Here is a 23,227-nt window from a genome sequence, read left to right as displayed (position 1 = left end):
TCATGTGTGTCTCCTAAAATTTTAAGCAGTGAATCCAGAGGTGTTAGCCTTTCGTAAAGGCTGAACTGGCACAATCACTCAAGGCGATTTTTCTATCACGCTTGCACGAAATGGAGGCAAGAATGTCTGCGACACCTATTATGCCTGCCTTGACCCTGCCGCCCTTGCGCGACGCGCAGCCATTGGCCGCACCGCCCGCAGCACAAACGAGTCCCGCAGTTGCCGGAACGCTGACAAAATCCGCCGTCCAGCAGGTGCAATCTAGCCGCGAAAACGAATGGATCGCGCATGTGAACCGGGCACTATGGCAAGATACGCGCGCCCAAATAGCAGGGCCGCCACCATCTTTTCAAGTCAGTCTTTTGCAACAGGTGCGCGACACACAGACAGACCCGATATCGAAGGATGTGGATTCTGACATCTTACCCGCAGCCATATCAGACCCACGCGAAACCGCGCGTGACCCGAAAGAGCACGCACCCTACAAGGCACTCCAAGGCATGTCGGAACCGGCAGTGGCCGATCACAAGGTCGAACTCAACGTCTGACGCGCCGCGCGCGCAGGCGCCGCGCTCAGATACCCCCTTATGCGCGCAGCGTCCCGCCGGTGGCTTTTTCGACCTTCTCGATGATCTTGCGGCTGATGCTTTCGATGTCTTCATCCGTCAATGTGCGCTCAACCGGCTGCAAGCGCACCGAAATGGCAAGCGACTTGCGCCCTTCGCCAAACTGCGCCTCGGCCTTGGGTCCGGTGAATTCGTCGAACACCTGCACACCGGTGATCAACGCCTTATCCGCACCTGCGGCAGCGTTGACAACATTGATCGCCTCGACCTTGCTGTCCAGAACGAAGGCATAATCGCGTTCCAGCGGTTGCAGCGTGCTGATGCTCAGCGATTGACGGGTCGTCTTGCGCGCCTTGGGCTGGGGCGGGTTTTCGACATAGACAGTGAAGCCGACAACCGGGCCTTTCAGATCAAACGCCTTGATCATTTTGGGGTGCAATTCCCCAAACACAGCCAAAGGCAATTTCGGCCCAAGGCTGATAACCCCCGCCCGCCCCGGATGAAACCAGCCGGGCAATTTGCGGTGGATCTGGAACTTGGCCGGTGCCCCGATCGCGGCCAACACCGCCTCGGCATCCGCTTTGGCGTCATACAGGTCCACCGCACGGCGGCTGCCGAATGGGTCGCGCGGCACAGTTGCACCCACAAGAATGCCCGCCGCCTGCACATGCTGCTCGCCCGGCTCGCCACCCGTGAAGACGGGTCCAACCTCGAACAAGGCCATATCCGACGCGCCCCGCGCCTGATTGCGGGCAGCAGCCTGCAACAGCCCCGGCAACAGGTCAGGCCGCATATGGGTCATTTCAGATGAAATCGGGTTCTCCAGTCGCACAGCCTCGGTCCCGCCGCCAAACGCGGCAGCAGAGGTCGCGTCGATGAAGCTGTAGCTGACGCATTCATTATAGCCCTGCCCCGCAAGCATCCGGCGCGCCGCACGTTCGCGCAGTTGCAACGGCGTCAGGATGGGGCGCGCAACACCCGCCTGCGGGCGCGGCAGGGGCTTGCCCTGCAACTTGCTCAGCGACGCGACACGCGCGATTTCCTCGATCAGGTCGGCAGCACCCAGAATATCAGGACGCCACGTTGGCGGGCTGGCCTGATCGCCTGTCAGCGCAAAGCCAAGCGCGGCCAGTGTTTCGCGTTGATCTGCCTCGGGAATGTCCATGCCGACAAGTGAATGCACGCGCATCGGATCAAAGCGGTAGCTGCGGGCCGTGTCGGGCACATCCCCGTCACGCACCACATCTGACGCCTCGCCCCCGCACAGCTCCAGCACCATGCGGGTCGCCAACTCCAACCCGTCCAGCGTGAAGGCGGGGTCCACGCCGCGCTCAAACCGGTAGCGCGCATCAGAATTGATTTTCAGCGCGCGGCCTGTGGCGGCAATGGTGATCGGGTCCCAATAAGCGGATTCGAGGAACACATTGACTGTCTCATCCGTGCAACCCGAATGCGCGCCGCCCATGATCCCGGCGATGCTTTCAATACCCGCATCGTCGGAAATGACCATCTGACCGGCATCAAGACGGTAGGTCTTGTCATCCAGCGCCACCACCTCTTCGCCGCCTGTGGCCGGATGAATGCGCAGCCCGCCCGAAACCTTGTCCGCATCAAACACATGCAGGGGGCGGTTCTGGTCGAAGGTGAAGAAATTGGTAATATCCACAAGGGTCGAGATCGGGCGCAACCCGATGGCCCGCAGGCGCTTTTGCAGCCAGTCGGGCGACGGGCCGTTTTTGACCCCGCGAATGACACGCCCTGCAAACAGCGGGCAGCCTGCATCTTTCAATTCTGGGGCGATGCTGACCGAAACAGGGCTGGGAAATGCGCCTGCAACCGGTGCCACATCCAGCGGTTTCAACTGACCAAGCCCGCGCGCGGCCAGATCGCGCGCAACGCCGCGCACGCCCAGCGCATCGGGGCGGTTGGGAGTGATGGAAATATCAATCACCGGGTCGTTCAGGCCCGCATAATCAATGAAGCGCGCACCCAGCGGCGCGTCATCTGGCAGATCAATAATGCCGTCATGCGCATCCGACAGCGTCAACTCGCGCTCCGAGCACAGCATCCCGTTGCTGGCCTGCCCGCGAATGACACCGGGTTTCAGGTCCACCCCGGTGCCGGGCACATGCGTGCCGACAGGGGCAAAGACACCGCGCATACCTGTGCGGGCATTGGGCGCGCCGCACACGACCTGCACTTCTTCGCTTGGCCCCTCGGGGCCATTGGGCCACGTCTCCACACGGCACAGGCGCAGGCGGTCAGCATCGGGGTGCTGCGCCGCCTCGATCACGCGGGCGATGCGAAAGGCACCAAGGCTTTGCGCGGGGTCGATAACCTCTTCGACCTCCAGCCCGAGATCGGTCAATGCCTCGGTAATCTGGTCCAGCGTTGCGTCGGTTTCCAGATGATCCTTAAGCCAGGACAGCGTGAATTTCATGTCTTTTCCCCGAATTCGCCTAAGATGGCGGTCAGGCAGCGACTAGCCGATAAACAACGCCTTGAAAAGCGGCTTGCGCGCCCTGCATGACTGCACCGACGGCTTACCGATCGCGCTTGTTGGTGCTGTCGTCGTCTTCTTCGTCCTCGTCCTCATCGTCGGGCAGGTTGAAGAAACTGTCAGCATCGCTGTAATCTGCGGCGGTGCTGGTGCGATCCGCTTCGACATTCATGTCGCTGATCGAGAAATTCTCCAGCCCGGCAATGCCTGCGGGCATTTTCGGTTCGGCATCCGCTTCCAGCGACTGTTCGGTCGAGACCAGCTTGCGACGCTCGTCATCATTCATGACACCACCTTCGGCGGCACGCTTGGCCGCAGCTTTCTGCACTTCCTTGTCCAACTCGGACTGGCGGCACAGACCCAGCGCAACAGGGTCGATGGGTTGCAGATTCGAGATGTTCCAATGCGTGCGCCCGCGGATTGCCTCAATCGTGGAATTCGTGGTGCCCACCAGACGGCGGATCTGGGCATCGGCCAGTTCCGGGTGAAACTTGACCAGCCACAGGATCGAGGCCGGGCGATCCTGGCGTTTGGACAGCGGCGTGTAACGCGGGCCACGGCGCTTTTCTTCGCCTTGGGCAGCGGCGTTGTATTTCAACTTCAACGGATAGCGCGGGTCTTTTTCGCCACGCTCGATCTCGATCGGGTCAAGCTGGTTGTTGGCGACAGGGTCAAACCCTTTCACACCGCCTGCGACATCGCCATCGGCAATGCCCTGCACTTCCAGTTCATGCAGGCCGCAGAAATCTGCAATCTGCTTGAAGCTGAGTGTCGTGTTATCGACCAGCCAGACGGCGGTCGCCTTGGGCATCAATGGTTTTGACATCACATCAACTCCTGTCATACGAGCGCGGGCAATGCGCATGCTTCATCGGGCGCCGGAAGATCGGCTGCAGGGCGGACCTGCGTTTCCACGATTTCTGGAATGATGGCCTTATAGCGTGTGTAGCAGGCGAGGGAAAGACGAAATGCGCAAAATCATGCTGGCTGCATTGGTGCTTGTAGCGTTGACAGCTTGGGCATGGCTGCAACCGCGCGAAGATGTGAACGCGCGCGACAGCTATCTGGTTCTCGCAGTTAGCTGGACGCCGAGTTGGTGCGCAGCACATGGGGCCGCGCGCGGCGATCAGCGCTGCGATGCGGGGTCTGGCGCGGGATGGCTGGTGCATGGGCTTTGGCCGCAGCACAGCGTTGGCGGCTGGCCCGAATTTTGCGACACGGATCACCCCGCGCCTGCGCGCCCGGCATTGCAGGGCATGGTCGATATCATGGGCTCTGCGGGGTTGGCGCGTCACCAATGGGCCAAGCATGGCAGTTGCACAGGCCTGGATGCAGAGGGCTATTTTGCCCAGACCCGCACGGCCTTCAATGGGCTGACATTTCCGCAAACCATCCGCGCACGAGCGCAGCCCCAAAATCTGGCCCCTGATACGCTGTTGGCAGAGTTTCGCCGCGCAAACCCTCAATTCGGCCCGGAGAATGTGACACTGACCTGCCGGTCAGGCATGGCGCAGGAACTCAGGCTGTGCCTGACGCATGATCTGACGCCGCAGCCTTGCGACGCAAGGTTACAGGCGCGCGGATGCGCGGCAAACTTAGTGACACTTCCGGCGCTGCCCTAGCTTTCGGCGGCCTGACCGGATCAGGATTCAGAACTGTTGGCAAGATACTGTGCCAATCTGGCCGGATCAGGCCTTGCGCCGGGACAGCCCTTGATTATAACGCGCACAATTTACGCCCCAGTCCCACCGGCACTGGGGCGCATGCGCGCGCAGGTCAGTCAGGGGTCCGTCATGCCAAAAAGAACCGACATCCAATCCATCATGATCATTGGCGCAGGGCCGATTGTGATCGGGCAAGCCTGCGAATTTGACTATTCGGGGGCGCAGGCCTGCAAGGCGTTGCGCGAAGAAGGGTATCGGGTGATTCTGGTCAATTCGAACCCCGCCACGATCATGACCGACCCCGGTCTGGCCGATGCCACCTATATCGAACCCATCACGCCAGAGATTGTTGCCAAAATCATTGAGAAGGAACGCCCCGACGCGCTGTTGCCGACAATGGGCGGGCAGACGGGGCTGAACACCTCGCTGGCGCTGGCCGATATGGGCGTGCTGGACAAATTCGGGGTCGAATTGATCGGCGCGAACCGTCAGGCCATCGAAATGGCCGAAGACCGCAAGCTGTTCCGCGAAGCGATGGACCGGATCGGGCTGGAAAACCCCAAGGCCACGATCATTGCGGCCCCGAAACTGGACAGCGGCAAATATGACATCAACGCCGGTGTTGCCGCCGCGATTGAGGCTATTGAATATGTGGGCCTGCCTGCCATTATCCGCCCTGCCTATACGCTGGGCGGCACAGGCGGGGGTGTTGCCTATAACCGCGACGATTATGAACGCATCTGCCGCTCTGGCCTTGATGCGTCACCAGTTGCGCAGATTCTGGTCGATGAATCGCTGCTGGGCTGGAAAGAGTTCGAGATGGAGGTCGTGCGCGACCGCGCCGACAATGCGATCATCGTCTGCGCCATCGAGAATGTCGATCCGATGGGCGTGCACACAGGCGATTCGATCACCGTGGCCCCAGCCCTGACGCTGACCGACAAGGAATACCAGATCATGCGCAACGGCTCGATTGCTGTGCTGCGCGAAATCGGGGTCGAAACCGGCGGTTCCAACGTGCAATGGGCGATCAACCCCGCCGACGGGCGCATGGTCGTGATCGAGATGAACCCGCGCGTGTCGCGCTCTTCCGCGCTGGCGTCCAAGGCCACAGGCTTTCCGATTGCGAAAATCGCGGCCAAGCTGGCGGTAGGCTATACGCTGGACGAGTTGGACAATGACATCACGAAAGTGACACCTGCCTCGTTCGAGCCGTCAATAGATTATGTCGTTACCAAAATCCCAAGGTTCGCTTTTGAAAAGTTTGCCGGGTCCAAGCCAGAGCTGACCACCGCCATGAAATCGGTGGGCGAAGCGATGGCGATTGGCCGGACCTTCCACGAATCGATGCAAAAGGCGCTGGCGTCTTTGGAAACCGGCCTGAGCGGGTTTGACGAAATCGCCATCATCGGCGCGCCGGACAAGGCCGCCATCATCAAAGCGATATCCGCGCAAACCCCCGACCGCATCCGCCTGATCGCGCAAGCCATGCGCGAAGGGCTGACAGATGACGAGATACAGGCCGCCACCGCCTTCGATCCGTGGTTTCTGGCGCGTATCCGCGAGATTATCGACGCCGAGGCGGAAATCAGGCGCGATGGCCTGCCCGTATCCGCCGAGGGGCTGCGCGGGCTGAAAATGCTGGGCTTTACCGATGCCCGCCTTGCCACGCTGACCGGCCGGGACGAGGGCCAGGTGCGCCGCGCCCGCCGCAATCTGGGTGTGAATGCCGTGTTCAAACGTATCGACACATGCGCGGCAGAGTTCGAGGCGCAGACCCCCTACATGTATTCCACCTATGAGTCGCCCGTCATGGGCGATGTCGAATGCGAAGCGCGCCCCTCTGACCGCAAGAAAGTGGTCATCTTGGGCGGTGGTCCAAACCGGATCGGACAAGGGATCGAGTTTGATTATTGCTGCTGTCACGCCTGTTTCGCGCTGACCGATGTCGGCTATGAAACCATCATGATCAACTGTAACCCCGAGACAGTATCAACCGATTACGACACGTCCGACCGGCTGTATTTTGAACCGCTGACGCTGGAACATGTGCTGGAAATTCTGCGGGTTGAGCAAACGAATGGCACGCTTCACGGGGTGATCGTGCAGTTTGGCGGCCAGACACCGCTGAAACTGGCCAATGCGCTGGAAGAAGAAGGCATCCCGATCCTTGGCACCTCGCCCGACGCGATTGATCTGGCCGAGGACCGCGAGCGCTTTCAGGAACTGCTGAACAAGCTGGGGCTGAAACAGCCGGTGAATGGCATTGCCTCTACCCCGGAGCAGGCCTTCGATATTGCGCAGCGCGTGGGCTACCCGCTGGTGATCCGTCCGTCCTATGTGCTGGGTGGCCGCGCGATGGAGATTGTGCGCGATGACGCCCATCTGGAACGCTATATCCGCGACGCGGTTGTCGTGTCTGGCAAGAACCCTGTCCTGCTGGACAGCTACCTTGTCGGCGCGGTCGAGGTGGATGTGGATGCGCTGTGCGATGGCACAAATGTGCATGTCGCAGGGATCATGCAGCATATCGAGGAAGCGGGCGTGCATTCGGGCGACAGCGCCTGCTCACTCCCCCCCTACTCGCTAAGCCCTGAAATCATTGCTGAATTGCGCGTTCAGACCGAAGCAATGGCGCGGGGTCTGAATGTTGTGGGCCTGATGAATGTGCAATTCGCCATCAAGGACAATGTCATATATGTGCTAGAGGTGAACCCGCGCGCCAGCCGCACGGTGCCCTTTGTCGCCAAGGCAACCGACAGCGCAATCGCCTCAATCGCCGCACGCCTGATGGCGGGAGAGCCGCTGACCAACTTCCCCCTGCGCGCCCCCATTGATGGCAATGTCGCCCCGACAGAGCCGCTGCCGATGGGCGACCCGATGACACTGGCTGACCCGCAAACGCCGTGGTTCTCGGTCAAGGAAGCAGTGCTGCCCTTCGCGCGTTTCCCCGGCGTCGACACGCTGCTTGGCCCAGAGATGCGCTCGACCGGCGAAGTGATGGGCTGGGCGCGCAACTTCGCCCGTGCCTTCTACAAGGCGCAGCTTGGCGCTGGCGTCACGCTGCCTGAAACGGGCCGCGTGTTCCTGTCGATCAAGGATTACGACAAAGGCCCGCTGATTGCAGAAGCGGCCCAAACCCTGACCGATCTGGGCTTCGAGATTGTCGCCACGCGCGGCACAGCGGACTGGCTGGGCACGCAGGGCATCGCCTGCGAGATCGTGAACAAAGTCTATGAGGGGCGCCCCAACATCGTCGATCTGCTGAAAAGCGGCGAAATCGTCATGGTGCTGAACACCACCGAAGGGGCGCAGGCCATCGAGGACAGCCGCGAAATTCGCGCGGTCGCGCTCTATGACAAGATCCCCTATTACACGACCGCTGCGGGCAGCCATGCCGCCGCAATGGCGATCAAGGCGCGCGAAGAAGGGGAAATCGGGGTGCGGGCCTTGCAGCACGCCGCCGACCCGCTCTAGGTACCGCCTAAATTACGGGCAGACAGGCCGCGCGTCATCACTGACGCGCGGCTTTTTCTTTGCGCTCCCCCCCATCCACCGCACATCCTCGCGCAGTTTTTGCGGATTCCTTATTGCAAACGATTTGCATTTGCATGTATAGCTCGCATTCAGAACACACTCCCGGAGGATGCAATGCCAGCCAATCGGCACACAACTGCCATGATCACAACCCTTTCAGCACTCGCGCTGACCACACCGGCCTATGCGCAGGATGCCCCCCTGAACATCCTCGCCACTGTCGGTATGATCGCTGATGTCGCGCAGAATGTGGCAGGGGAATGCGCTGCGGTCAGCACTCTGATCGGCCCCGGCACCGACCCGCATTACTTTTCCGCCACCCCGCGCGATGTCGATGCGCTGGCGCGGGCCGAGTTGATCTTCTATGTCGACCGCACCCTTGAAGAACGCCTTGCCGATATTCTGGACAATTTCCGCGACCGGACCCCCACTGTCGGGCTTGCGGATGCGACATTCGACATGGACACGCTGCTCGAAGACCCAGACGCGCCGGGCACACTTGACCCGCATCTGTGGATGGATGTCAGCCGCTGGGCGCGACTCGCGCCCGTCATCGCGGACAGCATTGCCGCGCAGCGCCCTGATTGCGCCGACGCTATGGCCGACAATGTCGAACGCTACGCCGCGCAGCTCGACGCCCTGCATAGCTGGGTCGGCGACGCCATCGCCACGATCCCCGAAGGGCAACGCCTGCTGGTGACAGCACATGACGCATTCTACTATTTCGCCGATGCTTATGGCATCGAAGCCTCTGAGGCGATTGAGGGGATTTCCACGGCATCCGAGGCCAGCATTGGTGATATTCGAGAAGTCGCAGCCTTTGTGATCGAGCGCGGCGTGCCTGCGGTATTTGTGGAAACCACCATCAACCCGCGCACAATGCAGGCGCTGGTTGCCGAAGTGCAGTCGCAGGGGCATGATGTCACCATCGGGGGCGCGCTATTTTCCGATGCAATGGGCGATGACGGCACGCCCGAAGGCACCTATATCGGTATGATCCGCGTCAATACGGCCACGGTAACGACAGCACTTGGCGGCACCCTGCCCGACTGGCCCGAAGCCTTGGCCGATTGGGCGCAGGACTGGGACATTCCCAACTGAGTGTTGTAAGCATAGCCAACCGCCACTGGCACACAGCCCCCGTGCCACAAGCCAATGAGGCACAGCCCCATGCGTGACGACAGCCTGCACGAGCCGGGACAGGCCCTGCATATCGAGGATATCACCGTCAGCTATGGCGCAAACCCCGCGCTGTGGGACATTGATCTGGATATCCCGCCCGGTGTCATGTGCGCCATTGTCGGGCCGAACGGGGCTGGCAAATCCACACTCATCAAGACTGCATTGGGGCTGGTGCGCCCTGTGGCGGGGCATGTCCGCTTTCTGGGTCGACCCGTCGCGCAGATGCGCGGCAAGATCGGCTATGTCCCGCAGCGCCACAGTGTGGACTGGGATTTCCCGACGACCGTGCGCGATGTGGTGGAAATGGGACTGTATCAGCAGCTTGGCTGGTTTCGCAGGCCCGGTGCGCAGGCACATGCACGCGCGCTTGGCGCCTTGGCGGAAGTGGGGATGCAGGATTACGCGGGCCGCCAGATCAGCCAGCTTTCGGGTGGCCAGCAACAGCGCGTCTTTATTGCGCGCGCATTGATGCAGGACGCGCCGATCCTGATCCTTGACGAACCCCTCGCCGGTGTCGATGCCGCAACCGAGGCGGTAATCATCGCCCTGTTGCAACGACTGCGCGACGCAGGGCGCACGATCATCGTCGTGCATCATGACCTGACAACCGTGCAAAGCTATTTCGACTGGCTGGTCATGCTGAATGTGCGCATCATCGCCCAAGGTCCGATGGCCGAAGTCTACACGCCTGAGAATTTGCGCGCAGCCTATGGCCGGCAACTGGCCATGATCGCCACCCCGCGCGAGGAAAGCACGCTGTGAGCGCACTGGCCGATCTGTTGTCCAGCGGCATTGTCCGCACAGTGCTGATCGGGGCCGCGATGCTGGGCGCGATCAGCGGGATGCTGGGCGCGTTTGCTGTGTTGCGCCGCCAAAGCCTGCTGGGCGATGCACTGTCCCATGCCGCCCTGCCCGGTGTCTGCCTTGGCTTCATCATTGCAGGCACGCGCGATCTGGGCAGCATTCTGGTCGGCGCGTTCATCACTGGTGCATTGGCCGCACTGATCATGATGCTGATCGTGCGCCGCACCACACTGAAAACGGACGCCGCCTTGGGGATCGTGCTCAGTGTGTTTTTCGCAGTGGGGGTGGTGCTGCTCAGTTGGGTGCAGGATCAGGGCGGTGCTGCAAGTGCGGGGCTTGCCAGCTTTCTGTTCGGTCAGGCTGCGGCGATTTTGGCCAGCGATTTGTGGGTCATGGGCGGGGTCGGGTTGGTCGCGCTGGCGCTGGTGCTGGCGCTGTGGAAGGAATTTAAGCTGGTCAGCTTTGACGCCGATTTCGCCCGCGCCCAAGGCTTCCCCGTCACCTTGCTAGAGGCCACACTGACCGTGATGGTCGCACTGGCCATCGTGGTGGGGCTGCAACTGGTGGGGGTGGTGCTGATGGTGGCCTTGCTGATCGCCCCTGCGGCAGCAGCGCGACAATGGGCCACGACTCTGGGGCCGATGGTCGCGCTGTCGGCGGCGATTGGCGCAGCTTCCGGGGCGGCGGGCGCGCTGGTCAGCGCCACAACGCGCGGCCTTGCGACCGGGCCGGTGGTGGTGCTGATCGCAACCGCTGCGGTGGTGATCTCGCTTCTCATAGCGCCGCAGCGCGGCCTCTTGTGGCAGGCATTGGCGGCGCGCCGTGCCCGCGCGCGCATCAGCGACGGGCGCGTGCTGACAACCTTGCAAGGACTGGCCGCCGCGCATGACGACGCAAGCTACCCGGCAGAGCGCGGGATGCTCGAAACGGCGCTTGGCGCGCGCGCGCCCTCTGCGCGCATTGCCGCGCTGGAACGGCGCGGGCTGATCCACCCCGTCACCCACCCGCCGGAGACGACACCGCATTGGGAATTGACCGAAGCAGGCCATGCCGAGGCCGCGTCCCTGTCCGGCAAACCCGCCCCCGCACAAGACGAGGGCACACGATGATCGCATCCTTTTTCGGCTCGATCCCGGCGATGATCTTGCTGACCGGCATTCTGGTGGGCGTGTCGGGTGCGCTTCTGGGCTCATTTCTGGTGCTGCGCGGCAATGCAATGCTGACCGATGCCATCAGCCATTCCATCGTGTTCGGCATTATTGTGGTGTGGCTGCTGACGGGGCAGATGTCGGGGCCAGTGCAGGTGCTTGGCGCGGCCCTGACAGGGGTGCTGACGGTGGTGCTGTCGGAATTGCTGGCCCGCTCGCGTCTGGTCAAGATGGACGCGGCGATTGGTCTGGTGTTTCCCGCCCTGTTTGCCGCCGGTGTGCTGCTTATCTCAATCTATGCCCGCGATGTGCATATCGATGTCGAAACTGTGCTGCTGGGCGAGATTGGCTTTGTCTGGTTGAATACAGTTGTGCTTTGGGGCCAGCAGGTGCCGATTGCCGTCGCCACGCTGGGCGCGGTGCTCGTGGTCAATCTGGTCTTTGTGTTGGTGCTGTGGAAAGAGTTGAAACTGACCACATTCGATCCCGGCCTTGCGGCGGCGCTCGGGTTCCTGCCCGGCGTGTTGCATTACGCGGTGCTGACACTGACCAGCGTGACAGCCGTGGCGGCGTTCGATGCCGTGGGGGCGATCCTGTTCATCGCCTTCGTCATCGTGCCGCCTGCAACCGCCTATCTGCTGACGCGGCGCTTGTGGGGGGTGGTTGTGCTGGCCGTGGCGCTGTCGGTGGCGGCCTGTGTGGCGGGCTATGTGTTGGCGCTGCGCTGGAATGTGTCCATCGCGGGCATGATGGCCAGCATGACCGGCGTGTGGTTTGCACTGGCGCTGCTGCTCGCGCCCGGTCATGGGTTGGTGGCCCAGGCGCTCGGGCAGCGCAGCAAGCGGCTGGATCACGATTGCCGCGCCCTTGTCGCCCATCTGTTCACCCATCAAAACACGCCCGCTATGGCCGAGGAAAACACCCTGCGCGCTTTGGTGGACCATCTGCGCTGGCCAGAACCGCGCGCCCTCGCCGCGATCCTGCGTGCCCATGACCGCGACCTGATCGAGCGGCGCGCAGGCCTGTTGACCCTGCGCCCGAAAGGCAATGCCGAGGCAGAGGCGATCTTTGGCAGGATAGAGCCGGAGCGGTGATATTCTCCGCGCGTTGCTGGCAGATGCCCGGCGCATTTTGGCGAGAGAGGTCAAGATAAATGCGTTGAGGAAGCTGAGACGGCGATCAAGCCGCGCAGCGTCGGGCCGCGGTGCGGCGATGCCCGATTGAACACATCGCACTTTATGCATACCAAATCCGCGAAAGATCAGAGCCGTGCGCTCGTGGCAGCCAAATCGCCGTGCCCGTGGGCGGCCCGGCGATGCGCGGCGGCCTGCGGCCTTGATTCCGCGCGGGTGAGACCAAGCAAATGACGGTTTGGACCCTCAAAACGGACCCTCACGACAATGGCAGAACAATCATGGCTTGCGACATGGACAATCTGAGGGGCCAGACCATCGGCACGAGAAACGCCAGATAGGTGCCAAACCCCAGCAGCTACACCGTCAACTCCAACCGTGACAGCGCCAGATCGGCCCGCATTTCGCGCCCGATTGCCACCAGTCCGATCCGCGCAAGCCGTGCCGGATTGACGGGCAACTCTGTCCGGTGGGGGTGAAAGCGGGTGAAGGGCATATCCAGCCGCGTCCATGTGTCGGGGGCTGTGAACTCTGCACGCCACGATTGCCACACGCGGGTCATTTCAGGGCTGCGCAGATGGATGTTATACCGCTCATTATTGCCCATGACCCAGAGCGACAGGCCAGAGAAGCCCGAAGCATCCAGCGCCGCGCCGGGTTCGGCAAGGTCCAGCGACATCTGCACGAAGCCACCATTGTTTTGCAGGCTGACATCGCCGGTCATGCGCAGGGCGCGGACACTGTCCCGTGTCACGCGCTCCAGCGTGGCAGTGCTGACACCGCCCATGACGCTGTCACAGATGCAGCGCCATGAGTGCCCGTTCTCGGCCCTAAGGCCGGGACCGGTGCCACCTTCCAGAAGCATCGCTTATGCGGGCGGTTTCGAGGGGCTGCTGGCCGCCAGCTTGCTGGCCTGATCCAGCCATTCATCCCGCCCGATGCGGCCCTTGAAGTTCAAAAAACCATCGACCCACGCGACTTCGGCCGCGCTCCAACCCGCGATCTGCCAGAAATGATAGACGCCCAGATCATTCAACTTGCGTTCCAGCACAGGGCCAACGCCGGAAATCTGCTTGAGGTCATCCGCCGTGCCAACAGGGGCTTCCAGCGCTTGCGGCTGCACACCTGCATCTGCGTCGCTCTCTTGCGCAGACACGGTTGTCGGCGCAGCGGGGGTCGCGGCGGTCTTGGCTGTGACTTGTTGCGTCGGCTTGACGGGTTTGCTGGAAGGGGGCGTTTCAGCGATGGTGAAAACCACCCCGACCACCAATGTGATGACAGCGCCGATCAAGACCGAGCCATTGCCCTCGATGCCGATCAGGAGAAAGGACACGGCGGCGGCAACGGCCCCCGCTGCTACGGCGATGGACCAGCCATATAACGGCGGTGCGTTCTTGATTTCCGAATGTGGCATTGTGTAATACCAAGTCTCGCGAAATCTGACTCTTCTGAGGGTTTTGGGATTCCCAAATCTATGAAGATCTGACTCAATGGCGTCAGATTTTCTGGGGAGGGCCTCTCTATGGGCGCAGCGCTCGCGTTACGGACAGACTACGACGGCATGAAGTTGAGAGAACTTGCGCGAAAGACAAAGGATGCCAACCAAGCCCGCAGGCTTTTGGCGCTGGCGGAGATCTATGATGGCGGTCGGCGCAGCGATGCTGCTCGGATTGGTGGTGTTGGCCTACAAATTGTCCGTGACTGGGTGGAGCGGTTTAATGCCCGCGGGCCTGACGGCTTGATCAACGGCAAAGCTCCTGGTCAGCAGTCTAAGCTTAACGATGAGCAGCGCAGGGCGCTTGCTGCAATTGTTGAGAGCGGTCCGACCTTATCGGTCCATGGGGTCGTCCGCTGGCGCCTGAGTGATCTGAGGAAATGGATTGCAGACACATTTGGGATTTCACTTCACGAGACGTCGATAAGCCGGGAACTCAGGGCGCTTGGTTATGTCAAACTCACAGCACGCCCGCGCCATCACGCGCAAGATACAGCCGCACTGGAGGACTTTAAAAAAAAGGGTTTGCAGCCGCAGTAGCAAAGCTCCGCGCACGGCTCCTGCAAGGCACTGTGATCGAAGTCTGGTTCCAAGATGAAGCGCGTGTCGGCCAGAAAAACAAGATCACGCGCCGATGGGCGAAGCGCGGTACGCGACCTTCCGCCCCACATGATCAGCGCACGAGTTCAAGCTACATCTTTGGAGCGATTTGCCCAGCCCTCGGGAAAGCTGCAGGTCTTGTGCTGCCAGCGTGCAATACCGAAGCGATGGCCCTGCATCTTGCTGAAATCTCCCAAACTGTCGCACCCAAAGCACATGGGGCTGTGCTCGTGGATCAAGCCGCATGGCACATGACTGACAAGCTGGTCATTCCGGACAACATCACCATCATCCCGATCCCCGCAAAATGCCCAGAACTCAATCCAGTCGAAAACATCTGGCAATTCATGCGAGACAACTGGCTATCAAACCTCATCTTCGAAACCTATGAAGACATCGTAGATCATTGCTGCAAGGCTTGGAACAAATTGGTCAGCATGCCCGACACAATCACCTCCATTGGAACCCGCGACTGGGCTCAAGAGTTCTGATCAATGCTGATTGGTATAAGCTCCTTTTGGTTGCGAAAGCTGAATTGCGCAAAGAATCTTATCTAACTAACGTTAGTCCTGTTCTGCCCACGGGCAAGGGCCTCTATACCCAAAGCCTGCAAGGCTTTGTGCGCGATATCATCTGCGGTCAGGCAGGCGTCGCGGTACATCTCGGCGGGGCTGGCTTGTTCGATGAACCGGTCAGGCAGGGTCATGGTGCGCACTGCAAGCCCGCGTTCCAACAAGCCGCTATTGGCCATGTAATGCAGCACATGCGCCCCAAATCCGCCCTCGGCCCCCTGTTCAACGGTAATCAGCGCCTGATGATGACGCGCCAACTGGTCGATCAATCCGTGGTCCAACGGTTTGGCAAAGCGGGCATCAGCGATGGTGCAACTGATGCCGCGCGCTTCCAGCGCCTCGACGGCCAGCGTCACTTCCGTCAGGTGCGCCCCGAAGGACAGAAAGGCCACCTTGCTGCCTTCGCGCAGCACACGGCCACGGCCAATTTCCAGCACCTCGCCACGGGCGGGCAACTCCACGCCCGACCCTTCGCCGCGCGGATAGCGAAAGGCAATCGGACCTTCGTCATAGGCAGCGGCAGTGGCAACCATATGGACAAGCTCTGCCTCATCGCCTGCGGCCATCACGACCATGCCAGGCAGATTGGCCATAAAGCCCACATCGAAACTGCCCGCATGTGTCGCCCCGTCAGCGCCCACCAACCCCGCGCGGTCAATCGCAAAGCGGACAGGCAGTTTTTGCAGCGCCACATCATGTACGATCTGGTCATAGCCGCGCTGCAAGAAGGTCGAATAAATCGCGCAAAACGGCTTCAACCCGCTTGCGGCCATACCGGCGGCAAAGGTCACTGCGTGCTGCTCGGCAATGCCCACATCGAACACCCGCCGCGCAAAGCGTTTGCCCATGATATCCAGACCGGTGCCATTGGGCATAGCCGCCGACACGCCGACGATTGTCGGGTCGCGCGAGGCCTCATCCGTCAGGGCGTTGCCGAACACCGCTGTATAGCTGGGCGCATTGGCACGGCCCTTGCTTTGCGTGCCAGAGGCGACGTCGAATTTCGACACGCCGTGATATTTGCAATCTGCCGCCTCGGCAGGGGCATAGCCCTTGCCCTTGACTGTGCGCACATGAATAAGCACTGGCCCTTCGGCGCGGGCATGGGCAATGCGCAAGGTGGCCAGCAGGTCGGGCATGGAATGGCCGTCAATCGGGCCGATATAGGTGAAACCCAGATGCTCGAACATGGTGGCATCGGGCGGGCCACCGCAGGCGCGGGCGCGGGTCGCAAGTGCCTGTTCGCGCAAGGAAGCGGGCAGTGCGGCCATAAACCCCTGCGCAATTTCACCGAGCGAGGCATGTGGCATGTTCAAGCGGTTAAGATAAGAATTCATCGCCCCGACCGGCGGCGCAATCGACATGTCATTGTCGTTGAGGATGACAAACAGGCGGCGCCCTTCACTACCTGCATTGTTCAGCGCTTCATAGGCCATGCCTGCGGTGATGGAACCATCGCCGATCACGGCAATCGCATCGCCCGTAGGCTGGCCCATATCGCGGCCAATGGTAAAGCCAAGTGCTGCGGAAATGCTGGTTGAGCTGTGCGCGGCACCAAACGGGTCAAAGACGGACTCACTGCGCTTGGTGAAGCCCGACAGCCCGTCTTTCTGGCGCAGGCTGTCCATCTGGTGACGGCGGCCTGTCAGAATTTTATGGGGGTAGCATTGATGACTGACATCCCAGATCAACTTGTCAAAGGGGGTGCGAAACACGGCATGCAGGGCGACGGTCAGTTCCACCACGCCCAGCGACGACCCCAGATGCCCGCCCGTTCGACTGACCGTCTCGATCGTCTCGGTGCGCAATTCCTGCGCCAGCAGTGTCAGTTCGTCATCGGTGAAATCGCGCAGGTCCGCAGGGCCTGCTACACGATCAAGATGCGGTTTCGGTGCCATTGGATTCCCCCCTCTTTGTTTTCTGAACGCTTTTTTCATCAGTCAAAAAAGCGGCTCTGTGTGGCATCGTGGTTTTTCATCCCTCGAAAAACGCTTTCAGAATGAAAAAACGGTGCCGTGGGGCTGCCCCACACGGCACCAGTTTCCTGTCGCCAACAGGAAAGGGAACCGGGCGTCACGAGCCCGCGTTCGGACCGGCTATATGGTCCAAACCTCTGCGGGACAGGCCAGCTTGTGCGGGCCTGCCCCTTTGTTATTATACTTTTGCCGTATTCAGTGGCGCATGCAGCGCGCTGAAGGGCATGGGTGGTGGCGCGTTCTTGCTTTCGGCAGGAAGGAGCTGGCCTATGCCCCAGATGATGCCGTAGCTCACCCCGATCGCAAGCAGCAACAAAGCCGCATAACCCGCACCGCGCAACATTTCGGACAGAACCCAGTTTCGCAGTCGTTGACTGGGTGTTTCCTGAATGTAGTCATGTTCAACCATGGTAAGTCGCTCCTTAGTCATAGGTCGGACGGAAGCCGCGTTCCTCGGCCCAGACGGCCCAGTTATCGACAACAGTTCCTGTCAGCAGAATACCGATACCGCCTGTCAGTGTGGTCAGCACAGCAAACCACCAGGCCCAACGGTGAATCCCTTCCATTGTGGCATTGAAGCCCATCGTCCAGCGCCAGAACAAAGCGGCGCGTTCCGACGCCGTGCCACGATCCACGATCTGCTCCAATTCACGATCACCGCCAAAGCGAGAGACAGCAAGAATGGTCGCCCCGTGCATGGCAAACAGCAGCGCCGAGCCATACAGGAACACGATCGAGAGCGCGTGGAACGGATTGTAGAACAGGTTTCCGTAGCGCAAGGAGAACAGGTTGGTCCAGTCCAGATGGGTGAAGATGCCGTAAGGCACAGCCTCGGACCATGAGCCCATCAGCATGGGCCGGAACAGCCCCAGCACAAGGAACAGCCAGATGGCGCTGGCAAAAGCCCAAGCCACATGTTTGCCCATGCCCAGTGCCTCGGCGCGCAAATATGTGCGCACCCACCATGTCATGACCGAGATCAGCAGGAAGAACGAGGCAATCAGGAAATAGCCCCCTTCGCGCATCGGCGGCATACCCAAACCGTATTCAGGGCTGGGCGGGTCCAGCGACAGCCAGAACAGATCGCGCAGAAAGACAGCCGGGTTATAGCCCGCCTGATCCCAGAACCACAGGCCCACCATGACGAACCAGATCGTGCCGGTCACCAGCGAGATGAACCCCATCGTGCCCAGATAGATCGGCCCGAGTTGGGCATTGCCGAACCAGCCCGCCAGATTGGAGAAGCTTGCGCCTTTGGTGCGGTTTCCCAGCTCTACGCCTTCGACCAAGCCCATTTCCGGGGCGGCGCGCACCTGCACCTGGGTAAATATGTTCTGATACTCAGCCATTTACGCCTCCTGCGATATCGCGCCACCAGGGCAGATCAAGCCAGAAATCCCACCAAAAGACCCACTGGTCGAACCAGATGGTGCCCGAGATGACGATACAGACAGCCGACCAGAACCCGGCATTCAGCGCCAGCAACAGACCCAGACGGTGAATGCCCAGCGTGCCGACCGAATAGCCGATAAGGTCACGAAAGAACGTGTCCTCATGGTCGGGCGTCTTCATTGTATCGCCTTTTTTGGCGGGATTTGCCGCTGACAGAACCAGCGCGCCATGCAGCGCCAGCGCCAGCGTCGTGGTGAAGAAGAAGGTCACCGCGATCATATGCGCCGGATTGTAATGAAAGTTGCCATAGGTGTAGCCGACATTGGACACCCAATCGAGATGCGTCCAGATCCCGTACGGGAAGGCATGACCCCAAGCGCCCATCAGGATCGGGCGAAAGACAACCAGTGTAAGATAGGCAAAGATCGCCACACCAAAAGCAAAGGGCACATGCATGCCCATGCCCAGCTTGCGCGCGATTTCAACTTCGCGCAACATCCATGAGACAAAAGCCCCGATGGCGCAGATGGTCACGATTTGCCACAGCCCGCCTTCAAGCAGCGGTGCCGGACCCAACCCATAAGACAGGGGTGGGGGATTGATTGAAATTAGCCAGGGATTCCACGTGCCTTGCAGCACGGCCCCCCAGAAAATCAGCAGTGTTCCGAGCAGGGCAAAAAAGACCGTCGTTACACCGAAAAAGCCGACGTAGAATGGCCCAACCCAAAAGTCGAACAGATTTCCGCCGACCAGCGTGCCTCCTGGCACGCGGTATTTTCGTTCGAAGCTGAGCAGTGCCATGCTTCCCTCTCCACTCTCAGGCGGTCAAACCCTTGGAAGGGCCACCGCGTTGGGAAAATCCCATTTGAAGTTTGTCGTGGGCGATACACAAATCGCCCATCGCCCACGACATTTTGGTGCCTCTCGCCGGCTCAGCTGCCCGCTGCGCGAGCTGCCGCAGCAGCGAACCAGTTGATGCCATTCGACAGCACCACCAGATGGATCATTGCAGCAAGCAAGAAGAGGAAGACGCCCTGTGCCACGAATACGCGGCGCGGGTCGAAAATGAGCCAGATCTTGTAGAATTTTGACATTGCTTGTTCCTCCTCAGAACCACGGGCGCCAGATATAAGTCGCGATATGTGCGACCACTGCCACGCCGACAAAAAGCGTCAGACCGCTCATGTATACTGAATGCAGCTCTTGAGCTTGCTCATCAGTGAGACCTGTAAAAGACAGATCAGTATTTTCAGCCATAGTATCCTCCGGATAATCAGACTGCGCCGCACACCCTGCGGCGAGGATGGCAGCCCTTCCCCGAAAGGCAGGACCACCGCACCCAAAGACAGTGCCTTTGGGAATTCGGAACCCTCAGCGTTTCAGCTGCGGAAAATGATCGGCGCGATGACGCTGGCGTCATTCAACGCACGGCCCACAGGGCCAAGTGCCGGCAATTTGCCAGTTGAAGCGACGCGCCACGACCAGGTGATTACGCCAGTCGCCAGCGCGAGTAGAAAAATCACGCTGAAGTAAAGCTTATATTCCCATTCCCGTGCGCGTTCGGCGCGGGGGCGGGGGGCATTGACAGTATAGTCAGCCATGGTGCGTCCTCCTTTTTATCAGGCGCGTGTCAGGTTGGGGCGCAAGGCCGCAACCAGATCTGTGTCAACTTCTTCGGCCCCGCGTTCGAGCGCGGCCTTCTCCACCGCGTCGCGCATGGTGCGCGCGGCTGAAATGCGGGTCAGAATGGGGTGCTCGCCCACGATGCGGTCCAACTCGGCCTTGGCCGCATCGGACCACGGCAAGTCGCGTTTCAGGTGCGCAGGTGTCTGATCGATCGCATCCATCGAGCTGCCCAGCGGCAGAATATGGAACAGCGCGTCAAACAGCCCGTTGCACACTTCCTGCAACAGATAGGTGGCCCCGGCATAGCCCATCATTGGCGTGCCGGTATGGCGCCGGATGGCTGCCCCCGGAAAACTGGCCGGAATAAAGGCAGGCGCAGGCCCATGCCCGGCCTTCAACTCGGCCAGATACATTTTCTCGTTGATCGACCCGAACACGATCAGCGGCCGTTTCTGGGCCAGCAAGTCGCGCACACGGTCATTGTCGGTCTTCTGCCCGCGTGTGCGGGCCACCGCAAAGGCGCAGGGCATGCCCAGATCATTTTCCAGATAATTGCGGATGCCACGCGCATATGTCTCGCTGGCCACCACGGCGAAGCTGGCCGTTGCATAGAAATCCTGCGTGACCGAGCGCCACAAATCCCACATCGGCTTCAGGGTCGAATGCTTCTCGCGGGTGATGAAGGGCTCTACGTCCAGCCCCAGCATGTCGCCCAACTGGCGCAGGAAGCGGGTTGTGGAGTCCATGCCGATGGGGGCTTGCAGATAAGGTTTGCCCAGGCATTCCGCGAGGCCGCGCCCGAATTCGCGGTACATCACGATATTCGCGTCGGCATTCACCAGATTGCGCATCTCGGCCAGATGGGCGCCCAGCGGCATGACCATATTGACCTCGGCGCCGATCCCCTCGACCAGACGCCGAATTTCGGCCAGATCAGAGGGCATGTTGAATGTGCCATACATCGGCCCCAGAATATTGACGCGCGGGGCCGAACCCTCGGGGCGCTTTTTCTCGGGCGGCATACGACCCTTGGTCATGCCGTATTCAGTGAAAATCCATGTCATGGCGCGGTCGGCGGCCTGCCACTGATCTTCATCAATGGTGCGCGGCAAAAAGCGCTGGATATTCGTGCCTTGGGGCGTCACACCGCCGCCGATCATCTCGGCGATGGACCCTGTGACAACGACAGCAGGCAGGGCCGGGTCCAGCACTTTCCACGCGCGTGCCATCGATTCCTCGGTCCCCGAGGACATCTCTTCCTCACCCAGTCCGGTGACAACGATGGGCAATTCATGCGGTGGCAGTGCATCAGTATAGTGCAGCACCGACGTAACCGGCAGGTTCTCGCAGCCCACAGGGCCGTCAATCACCACTTGCAGACCCTTGACGGCGCAGAAGGCATAGACTGCCCCCCAATAGCCGCCCGCGCGATCATGATCTTGCACAAGCATCAGATCATCTCCTGCGCGCGCGCCGCACGTGCGGCTTTGTCGAGTTTCTTCTGATGCGCTTCGCGGAAATCGGGGCGAAGATTGGGCGACCCTTCCCAGATACCGGCTGTGTCGTCAGTCCCTACGCCCTCGAAGAAGTCGCGCATCTTGTCCATGCGCTCTTTGCCTGCGATGGCGGCATTGACCACCTCGCCCAAAGACCCCGCACCGGCTGGCCCCATCAAGGGGCGCGCGGAAATCAGGTTGGTGAAATAGAGTGACGGCGTGCCGCGCTGCTTGGCATGTTGCACAACAGGCGTGGTGCCGATCACCAGATCGGGGTCCAACCCATCCGCTGCGGCCAGATCATCGGCCAGGGAGGCACGGAATTTCACAACAACGCCGCGCGCTTCCAGCCAGTCCTTATCCGCCGCCGACCACTTTGATGCCGCACAAGCCGTGCCGACATAGGCGACATCTGCGCCACTTTCGATCAGCAGACGCGCGACCAGAAGTTCCGAGCCTTCATAGCCCGACAGCGTGATCCGCCCCGTGATCGGCGCCTTGGCCAACGCCGCTTTCACCGCAGGCACAAAGGCATTCTGCGCGGCGGCAATCTGCGTCGGGGCCACATTGAAGGTCTGGCCAATCGCGGCCAGCCAATCATGCGTGCCCTCAACCCCCACTGGGGCAGAGCCGATGACGGGTCGGCCTGCGGCCTCGAACTCGCGCACAGCGCTTGAATAAAACGGATGGATCGCCGCAACCGCGCCGCAATCCAGCGCGGCATACATTTCGCGCCATTCGCGGCAGGGCACAACCGGTCCTGCGGCCAGTCCCATAGGGGCCAGCATCGCGCCGATAATCATCGGGTCTGCGGGGAACATCTCGCCCAGCAGGGTGACGGTCGGGCGATCCTCTCGGCCCGCTTCGGGTGCAGGAACCGGCCCCGCCATCGCTTCCTGACGGGCATAATTCAGCATCGCGCCAGCCAGCACATCCTTGGCCTCGGCATGGGTCGGCACACCGAATCCCGGCACATCAATGCCAATGATCCGCACGCCGTTAATTTCCTTGGGCAACAGCCGCAGCGGCACGCCGCTGGCTGTGGGCACACACAGGTTCGTCACCACAATCGCGTCATAGCGGTCAGGGTCTGCCATCTCATGCACACCGTCGCGGATATCCTCGAACAGCTTGCCTGTGACCAGCGATTCCGAATTGAACGGCACATAGCCGACCGAGCGGCGCGCCCCGTAGAAATGGCTCACGAAGGTCAGGCCATAAACGCAACAGGCAGACCCGCTCAGCACAGTGGCCACCCGGCGCATCCGCAGCCCCACCCGCAACGACCCAAAGGCCGGGCACATGGATTCGGGCTTGTCATGCGGCCCGCGCGGGTAGTCCTTGGCGAACTGGTCCAGAATTTCACCATTGCCAGCGGCGCGCGCGGCGGCCTCCATCTTTTCAGACGGGGCGTGGCAGCCCATGCCATCCGCTTGCACCGGTGCCTCTGGCGCGGCCTCGGATGAAGTCAAAACCTCGATCGGGGTGTCGGCAGCGGCATCATAGCTGACCTCTGCGCCCATTTTCTTGCCCGAA

At 61.0% G+C, this 23,227-nt stretch carries 21 protein-coding genes; 8 read left to right on the top strand and 13 right to left on the bottom strand.

From position 1 onward, the window contains the following. Positions 1-122: 122 nt before the first annotated feature. Positions 123-548: a hypothetical protein gene (locus tag BD293_RS01740; RefSeq protein ID WP_142079587.1), complete on the top strand. Its 426-nt coding sequence runs from the start codon at positions 123-125 to the stop codon at positions 546-548. 37 nt (positions 549-585) lie between these two features. On the opposite strand, the gene pheT is transcribed toward BD293_RS01740, so the two are convergent. Both pheT and BD293_RS01730 read right to left on the bottom strand, forming a co-directional pair. Continuing rightward, on the bottom strand, positions 586-3,006 hold the full coding sequence (pheT, locus tag BD293_RS01735) for a phenylalanine--tRNA ligase subunit beta (protein ID WP_142079586.1): 2,421 nt from the start codon (positions 3,004-3,006) through the stop codon (positions 586-588). Positions 3,007-3,109: 103 nt separating this feature from the next. Then, a complete protein-coding gene (locus BD293_RS01730; RefSeq protein WP_142079585.1) occupies positions 3,110-3,892 on the bottom strand; it encodes a DUF1013 domain-containing protein in 783 nt (260 codons plus the stop codon). Between the two features lie 142 nt (positions 3,893-4,034). Here BD293_RS01730 and BD293_RS01725 point away from each other — a divergent pair, with 142 nt between their 5' ends. The 6 genes from BD293_RS01725 (at position 4,035) to BD293_RS01700 (ending at position 12,495) form a co-directional block, all read left to right on the top strand. Further along, a complete protein-coding gene (locus tag BD293_RS01725) occupies positions 4,035-4,688 on the top strand; it encodes a ribonuclease T2 family protein (RefSeq protein WP_142079584.1) in 654 nt (217 codons plus the stop codon). A gap of 171 nt (positions 4,689-4,859) precedes the next feature. Further along, positions 4,860-8,207 (top strand): carbamoyl-phosphate synthase large subunit, encoded by a 3,348-nt coding sequence (gene carB, locus BD293_RS01720; protein ID WP_142079583.1) that lies wholly within the window; start codon positions 4,860-4,862, stop codon positions 8,205-8,207. Between the two features lie 201 nt (positions 8,208-8,408). Next, complete coding sequence (locus tag BD293_RS01715; RefSeq protein WP_142079582.1) at positions 8,409-9,368, top strand: metal ABC transporter solute-binding protein, Zn/Mn family; 960 nt, start codon at positions 8,409-8,411, stop codon at positions 9,366-9,368. 69 nt (positions 9,369-9,437) lie between these two features. Continuing rightward, the gene (locus tag BD293_RS01710) at positions 9,438-10,211 is read left to right on the top strand and encodes a metal ABC transporter ATP-binding protein (protein WP_142079581.1); all 774 of its coding nucleotides are present in this window, start codon (positions 9,438-9,440) and stop codon (positions 10,209-10,211) included. After that, entirely contained in the window at positions 10,208-11,362 is a 1,155-nt protein-coding gene (locus tag BD293_RS01705) for a metal ABC transporter permease (RefSeq protein ID WP_142079580.1), read from the top strand. Before BD293_RS01710 ends, BD293_RS01705 begins: the two co-directional genes overlap by 4 nt. Continuing rightward, positions 11,359-12,495 carry a metal ABC transporter permease gene (locus tag BD293_RS01700; protein ID WP_142079579.1) on the top strand — a complete coding sequence of 379 codons (1,137 nt, stop codon included), beginning with the start codon at positions 11,359-11,361 and terminating at the stop codon, positions 12,493-12,495. Before BD293_RS01705 ends, BD293_RS01700 begins: the two co-directional genes overlap by 4 nt. A 397-nt stretch (positions 12,496-12,892) precedes the next feature. On the opposite strand, the gene BD293_RS01695 is transcribed toward BD293_RS01700, so the two are convergent. Both BD293_RS01695 and BD293_RS01690 read right to left on the bottom strand, forming a co-directional pair. Further along, positions 12,893-13,399, bottom strand: coding sequence for a CIA30 family protein (locus tag BD293_RS01695; protein ID WP_142079578.1), 507 nt, complete (start codon positions 13,397-13,399; stop codon positions 12,893-12,895). A gap of 3 nt (positions 13,400-13,402) precedes the next feature. Beyond that, positions 13,403-13,948, bottom strand: coding sequence for a hypothetical protein (locus BD293_RS01690; RefSeq protein ID WP_142079577.1), 546 nt, complete (start codon positions 13,946-13,948; stop codon positions 13,403-13,405). Between the two features lie 108 nt (positions 13,949-14,056). On the opposite strand from BD293_RS01690, the gene BD293_RS01685 reads away from it, so the two are divergent. Then, a protein-coding gene (locus tag BD293_RS01685; protein ID WP_142079576.1) for an IS630 family transposase occupies positions 14,057-15,120 on the top strand; the annotation gives its coding sequence in 2 pieces (ribosomal slippage) (positions 14,057-14,542 and positions 14,545-15,120; 1,062 coding nt in all). Positions 15,121-15,182: 62 nt separating this feature from the next. On the opposite strand, the gene dxs is transcribed toward BD293_RS01685, so the two are convergent. The 9 genes from dxs to bchY all read right to left on the bottom strand — a co-directional run bounded on the left by dxs (position 15,183) and on the right by bchY (position 23,214). Next, the gene (dxs, locus tag BD293_RS01680) at positions 15,183-17,099 is read right to left on the bottom strand and encodes a 1-deoxy-D-xylulose-5-phosphate synthase (RefSeq protein ID WP_142079575.1); all 1,917 of its coding nucleotides are present in this window, start codon (positions 17,097-17,099) and stop codon (positions 15,183-15,185) included. Between the two features lie 256 nt (positions 17,100-17,355). Then, positions 17,356-17,586, bottom strand: a complete 231-nt coding sequence (gene pufX, locus BD293_RS01675) for an RC-LH1 core complex protein PufX (protein WP_170207030.1) — start codon at positions 17,584-17,586, stop codon at positions 17,356-17,358. A gap of 13 nt (positions 17,587-17,599) precedes the next feature. Continuing rightward, positions 17,600-18,526, bottom strand: coding sequence for a photosynthetic reaction center subunit M (gene pufM, locus BD293_RS01670; protein WP_142079570.1), 927 nt, complete (start codon positions 18,524-18,526; stop codon positions 17,600-17,602). Next, positions 18,519-19,370, bottom strand: coding sequence for a photosynthetic reaction center subunit L (pufL, locus tag BD293_RS01665; RefSeq protein WP_142079569.1), 852 nt, complete (start codon positions 19,368-19,370; stop codon positions 18,519-18,521). Before pufL ends, pufM begins: the two co-directional genes overlap by 8 nt. Positions 19,371-19,501: 131 nt before the next feature. After that, on the bottom strand, positions 19,502-19,663 hold the full coding sequence (pufA, locus tag BD293_RS01660; RefSeq protein WP_071469793.1) for a light-harvesting antenna LH1, alpha subunit: 162 nt from the start codon (positions 19,661-19,663) through the stop codon (positions 19,502-19,504). A gap of 13 nt (positions 19,664-19,676) precedes the next feature. Next, positions 19,677-19,826, bottom strand: a complete 150-nt coding sequence (gene pufB / locus BD293_RS01655) for a light-harvesting antenna LH1, beta subunit (protein WP_071481891.1) — start codon at positions 19,824-19,826, stop codon at positions 19,677-19,679. A gap of 122 nt (positions 19,827-19,948) precedes the next feature. After that, entirely contained in the window at positions 19,949-20,170 is a 222-nt protein-coding gene (gene pufQ / locus BD293_RS01650) for a cytochrome PufQ (RefSeq protein ID WP_142079567.1), read from the bottom strand. Positions 20,171-20,188: 18 nt separating this feature from the next. Next, positions 20,189-21,646 carry a chlorophyllide a reductase subunit Z gene (gene bchZ, locus BD293_RS01645; protein WP_142079565.1) on the bottom strand — a complete coding sequence of 486 codons (1,458 nt, stop codon included), beginning with the start codon at positions 21,644-21,646 and terminating at the stop codon, positions 20,189-20,191. Further along, positions 21,646-23,214, bottom strand: coding sequence for a chlorophyllide a reductase subunit Y (bchY, locus tag BD293_RS01640; RefSeq protein WP_142084215.1), 1,569 nt, complete (start codon positions 23,212-23,214; stop codon positions 21,646-21,648). Before bchY ends, bchZ begins: the two co-directional genes overlap by 1 nt. Positions 23,215-23,227 lie beyond the last annotated feature (13 nt).

The sequence above is a fragment of the Roseinatronobacter monicus genome (assembly GCF_006716865.1).
Taxonomy (GTDB): Bacteria; Pseudomonadota; Alphaproteobacteria; order Rhodobacterales; family Rhodobacteraceae; genus Roseinatronobacter; species Roseinatronobacter monicus.
The sequence above is the reverse complement of the archived record's forward strand: the minus strand, read 5'-3'. Positions and strand labels throughout refer to the sequence as shown.

Bases quoted from the DNA above. Each gene is read 5' to 3' on its own strand.
- BD293_RS01740 (WP_142079587.1), top strand. From the start codon at position 123: ATGTCTGCGACACCTATTATGCCTGCCTTGACCCTGCCGCCCTTGCGC.
- pheT (WP_142079586.1), bottom strand. From the start codon at position 3,006: ATGAAATTCACGCTGTCCTGGCTTAAGGATCATCTGGAAACCGACGCA.
- BD293_RS01730 (WP_142079585.1), bottom strand. From the start codon at position 3,892: ATGTCAAAACCATTGATGCCCAAGGCGACCGCCGTCTGGCTGGTCGAT.
- BD293_RS01725 (WP_142079584.1), top strand. From the start codon at position 4,035: ATGCGCAAAATCATGCTGGCTGCATTGGTGCTTGTAGCGTTGACAGCT.
- carB (WP_142079583.1), top strand. From the start codon at position 4,860: ATGCCAAAAAGAACCGACATCCAATCCATCATGATCATTGGCGCAGGG.
- BD293_RS01715 (WP_142079582.1), top strand. From the start codon at position 8,409: ATGATCACAACCCTTTCAGCACTCGCGCTGACCACACCGGCCTATGCG.
- BD293_RS01710 (WP_142079581.1), top strand. From the start codon at position 9,438: ATGCGTGACGACAGCCTGCACGAGCCGGGACAGGCCCTGCATATCGAG.
- BD293_RS01700 (WP_142079579.1), top strand. From the start codon at position 11,359: ATGATCGCATCCTTTTTCGGCTCGATCCCGGCGATGATCTTGCTGACC.
- BD293_RS01695 (WP_142079578.1), bottom strand. From the start codon at position 13,399: ATGCTTCTGGAAGGTGGCACCGGTCCCGGCCTTAGGGCCGAGAACGGG.
- BD293_RS01690 (WP_142079577.1), bottom strand. From the start codon at position 13,948: ATGCCACATTCGGAAATCAAGAACGCACCGCCGTTATATGGCTGGTCC.
- dxs (WP_142079575.1), bottom strand. From the start codon at position 17,099: ATGGCACCGAAACCGCATCTTGATCGTGTAGCAGGCCCTGCGGACCTG.
- pufX (WP_170207030.1), bottom strand. From the start codon at position 17,586: ATGGTTGAACATGACTACATTCAGGAAACACCCAGTCAACGACTGCGA.
- pufM (WP_142079570.1), bottom strand. From the start codon at position 18,526: ATGGCTGAGTATCAGAACATATTTACCCAGGTGCAGGTGCGCGCCGCC.
- pufL (WP_142079569.1), bottom strand. From the start codon at position 19,370: ATGGCACTGCTCAGCTTCGAACGAAAATACCGCGTGCCAGGAGGCACG.
- pufA (WP_071469793.1), bottom strand. From the start codon at position 19,663: ATGTCAAAATTCTACAAGATCTGGCTCATTTTCGACCCGCGCCGCGTA.
- pufB (WP_071481891.1), bottom strand. From the start codon at position 19,826: ATGGCTGAAAATACTGATCTGTCTTTTACAGGTCTCACTGATGAGCAA.
- pufQ (WP_142079567.1), bottom strand. From the start codon at position 20,170: ATGGCTGACTATACTGTCAATGCCCCCCGCCCCCGCGCCGAACGCGCA.
- bchZ (WP_142079565.1), bottom strand. From the start codon at position 21,646: ATGCTTGTGCAAGATCATGATCGCGCGGGCGGCTATTGGGGGGCAGTC.
- bchY (WP_142084215.1), bottom strand. From the start codon at position 23,214: ATGGGCGCAGAGGTCAGCTATGATGCCGCTGCCGACACCCCGATCGAG.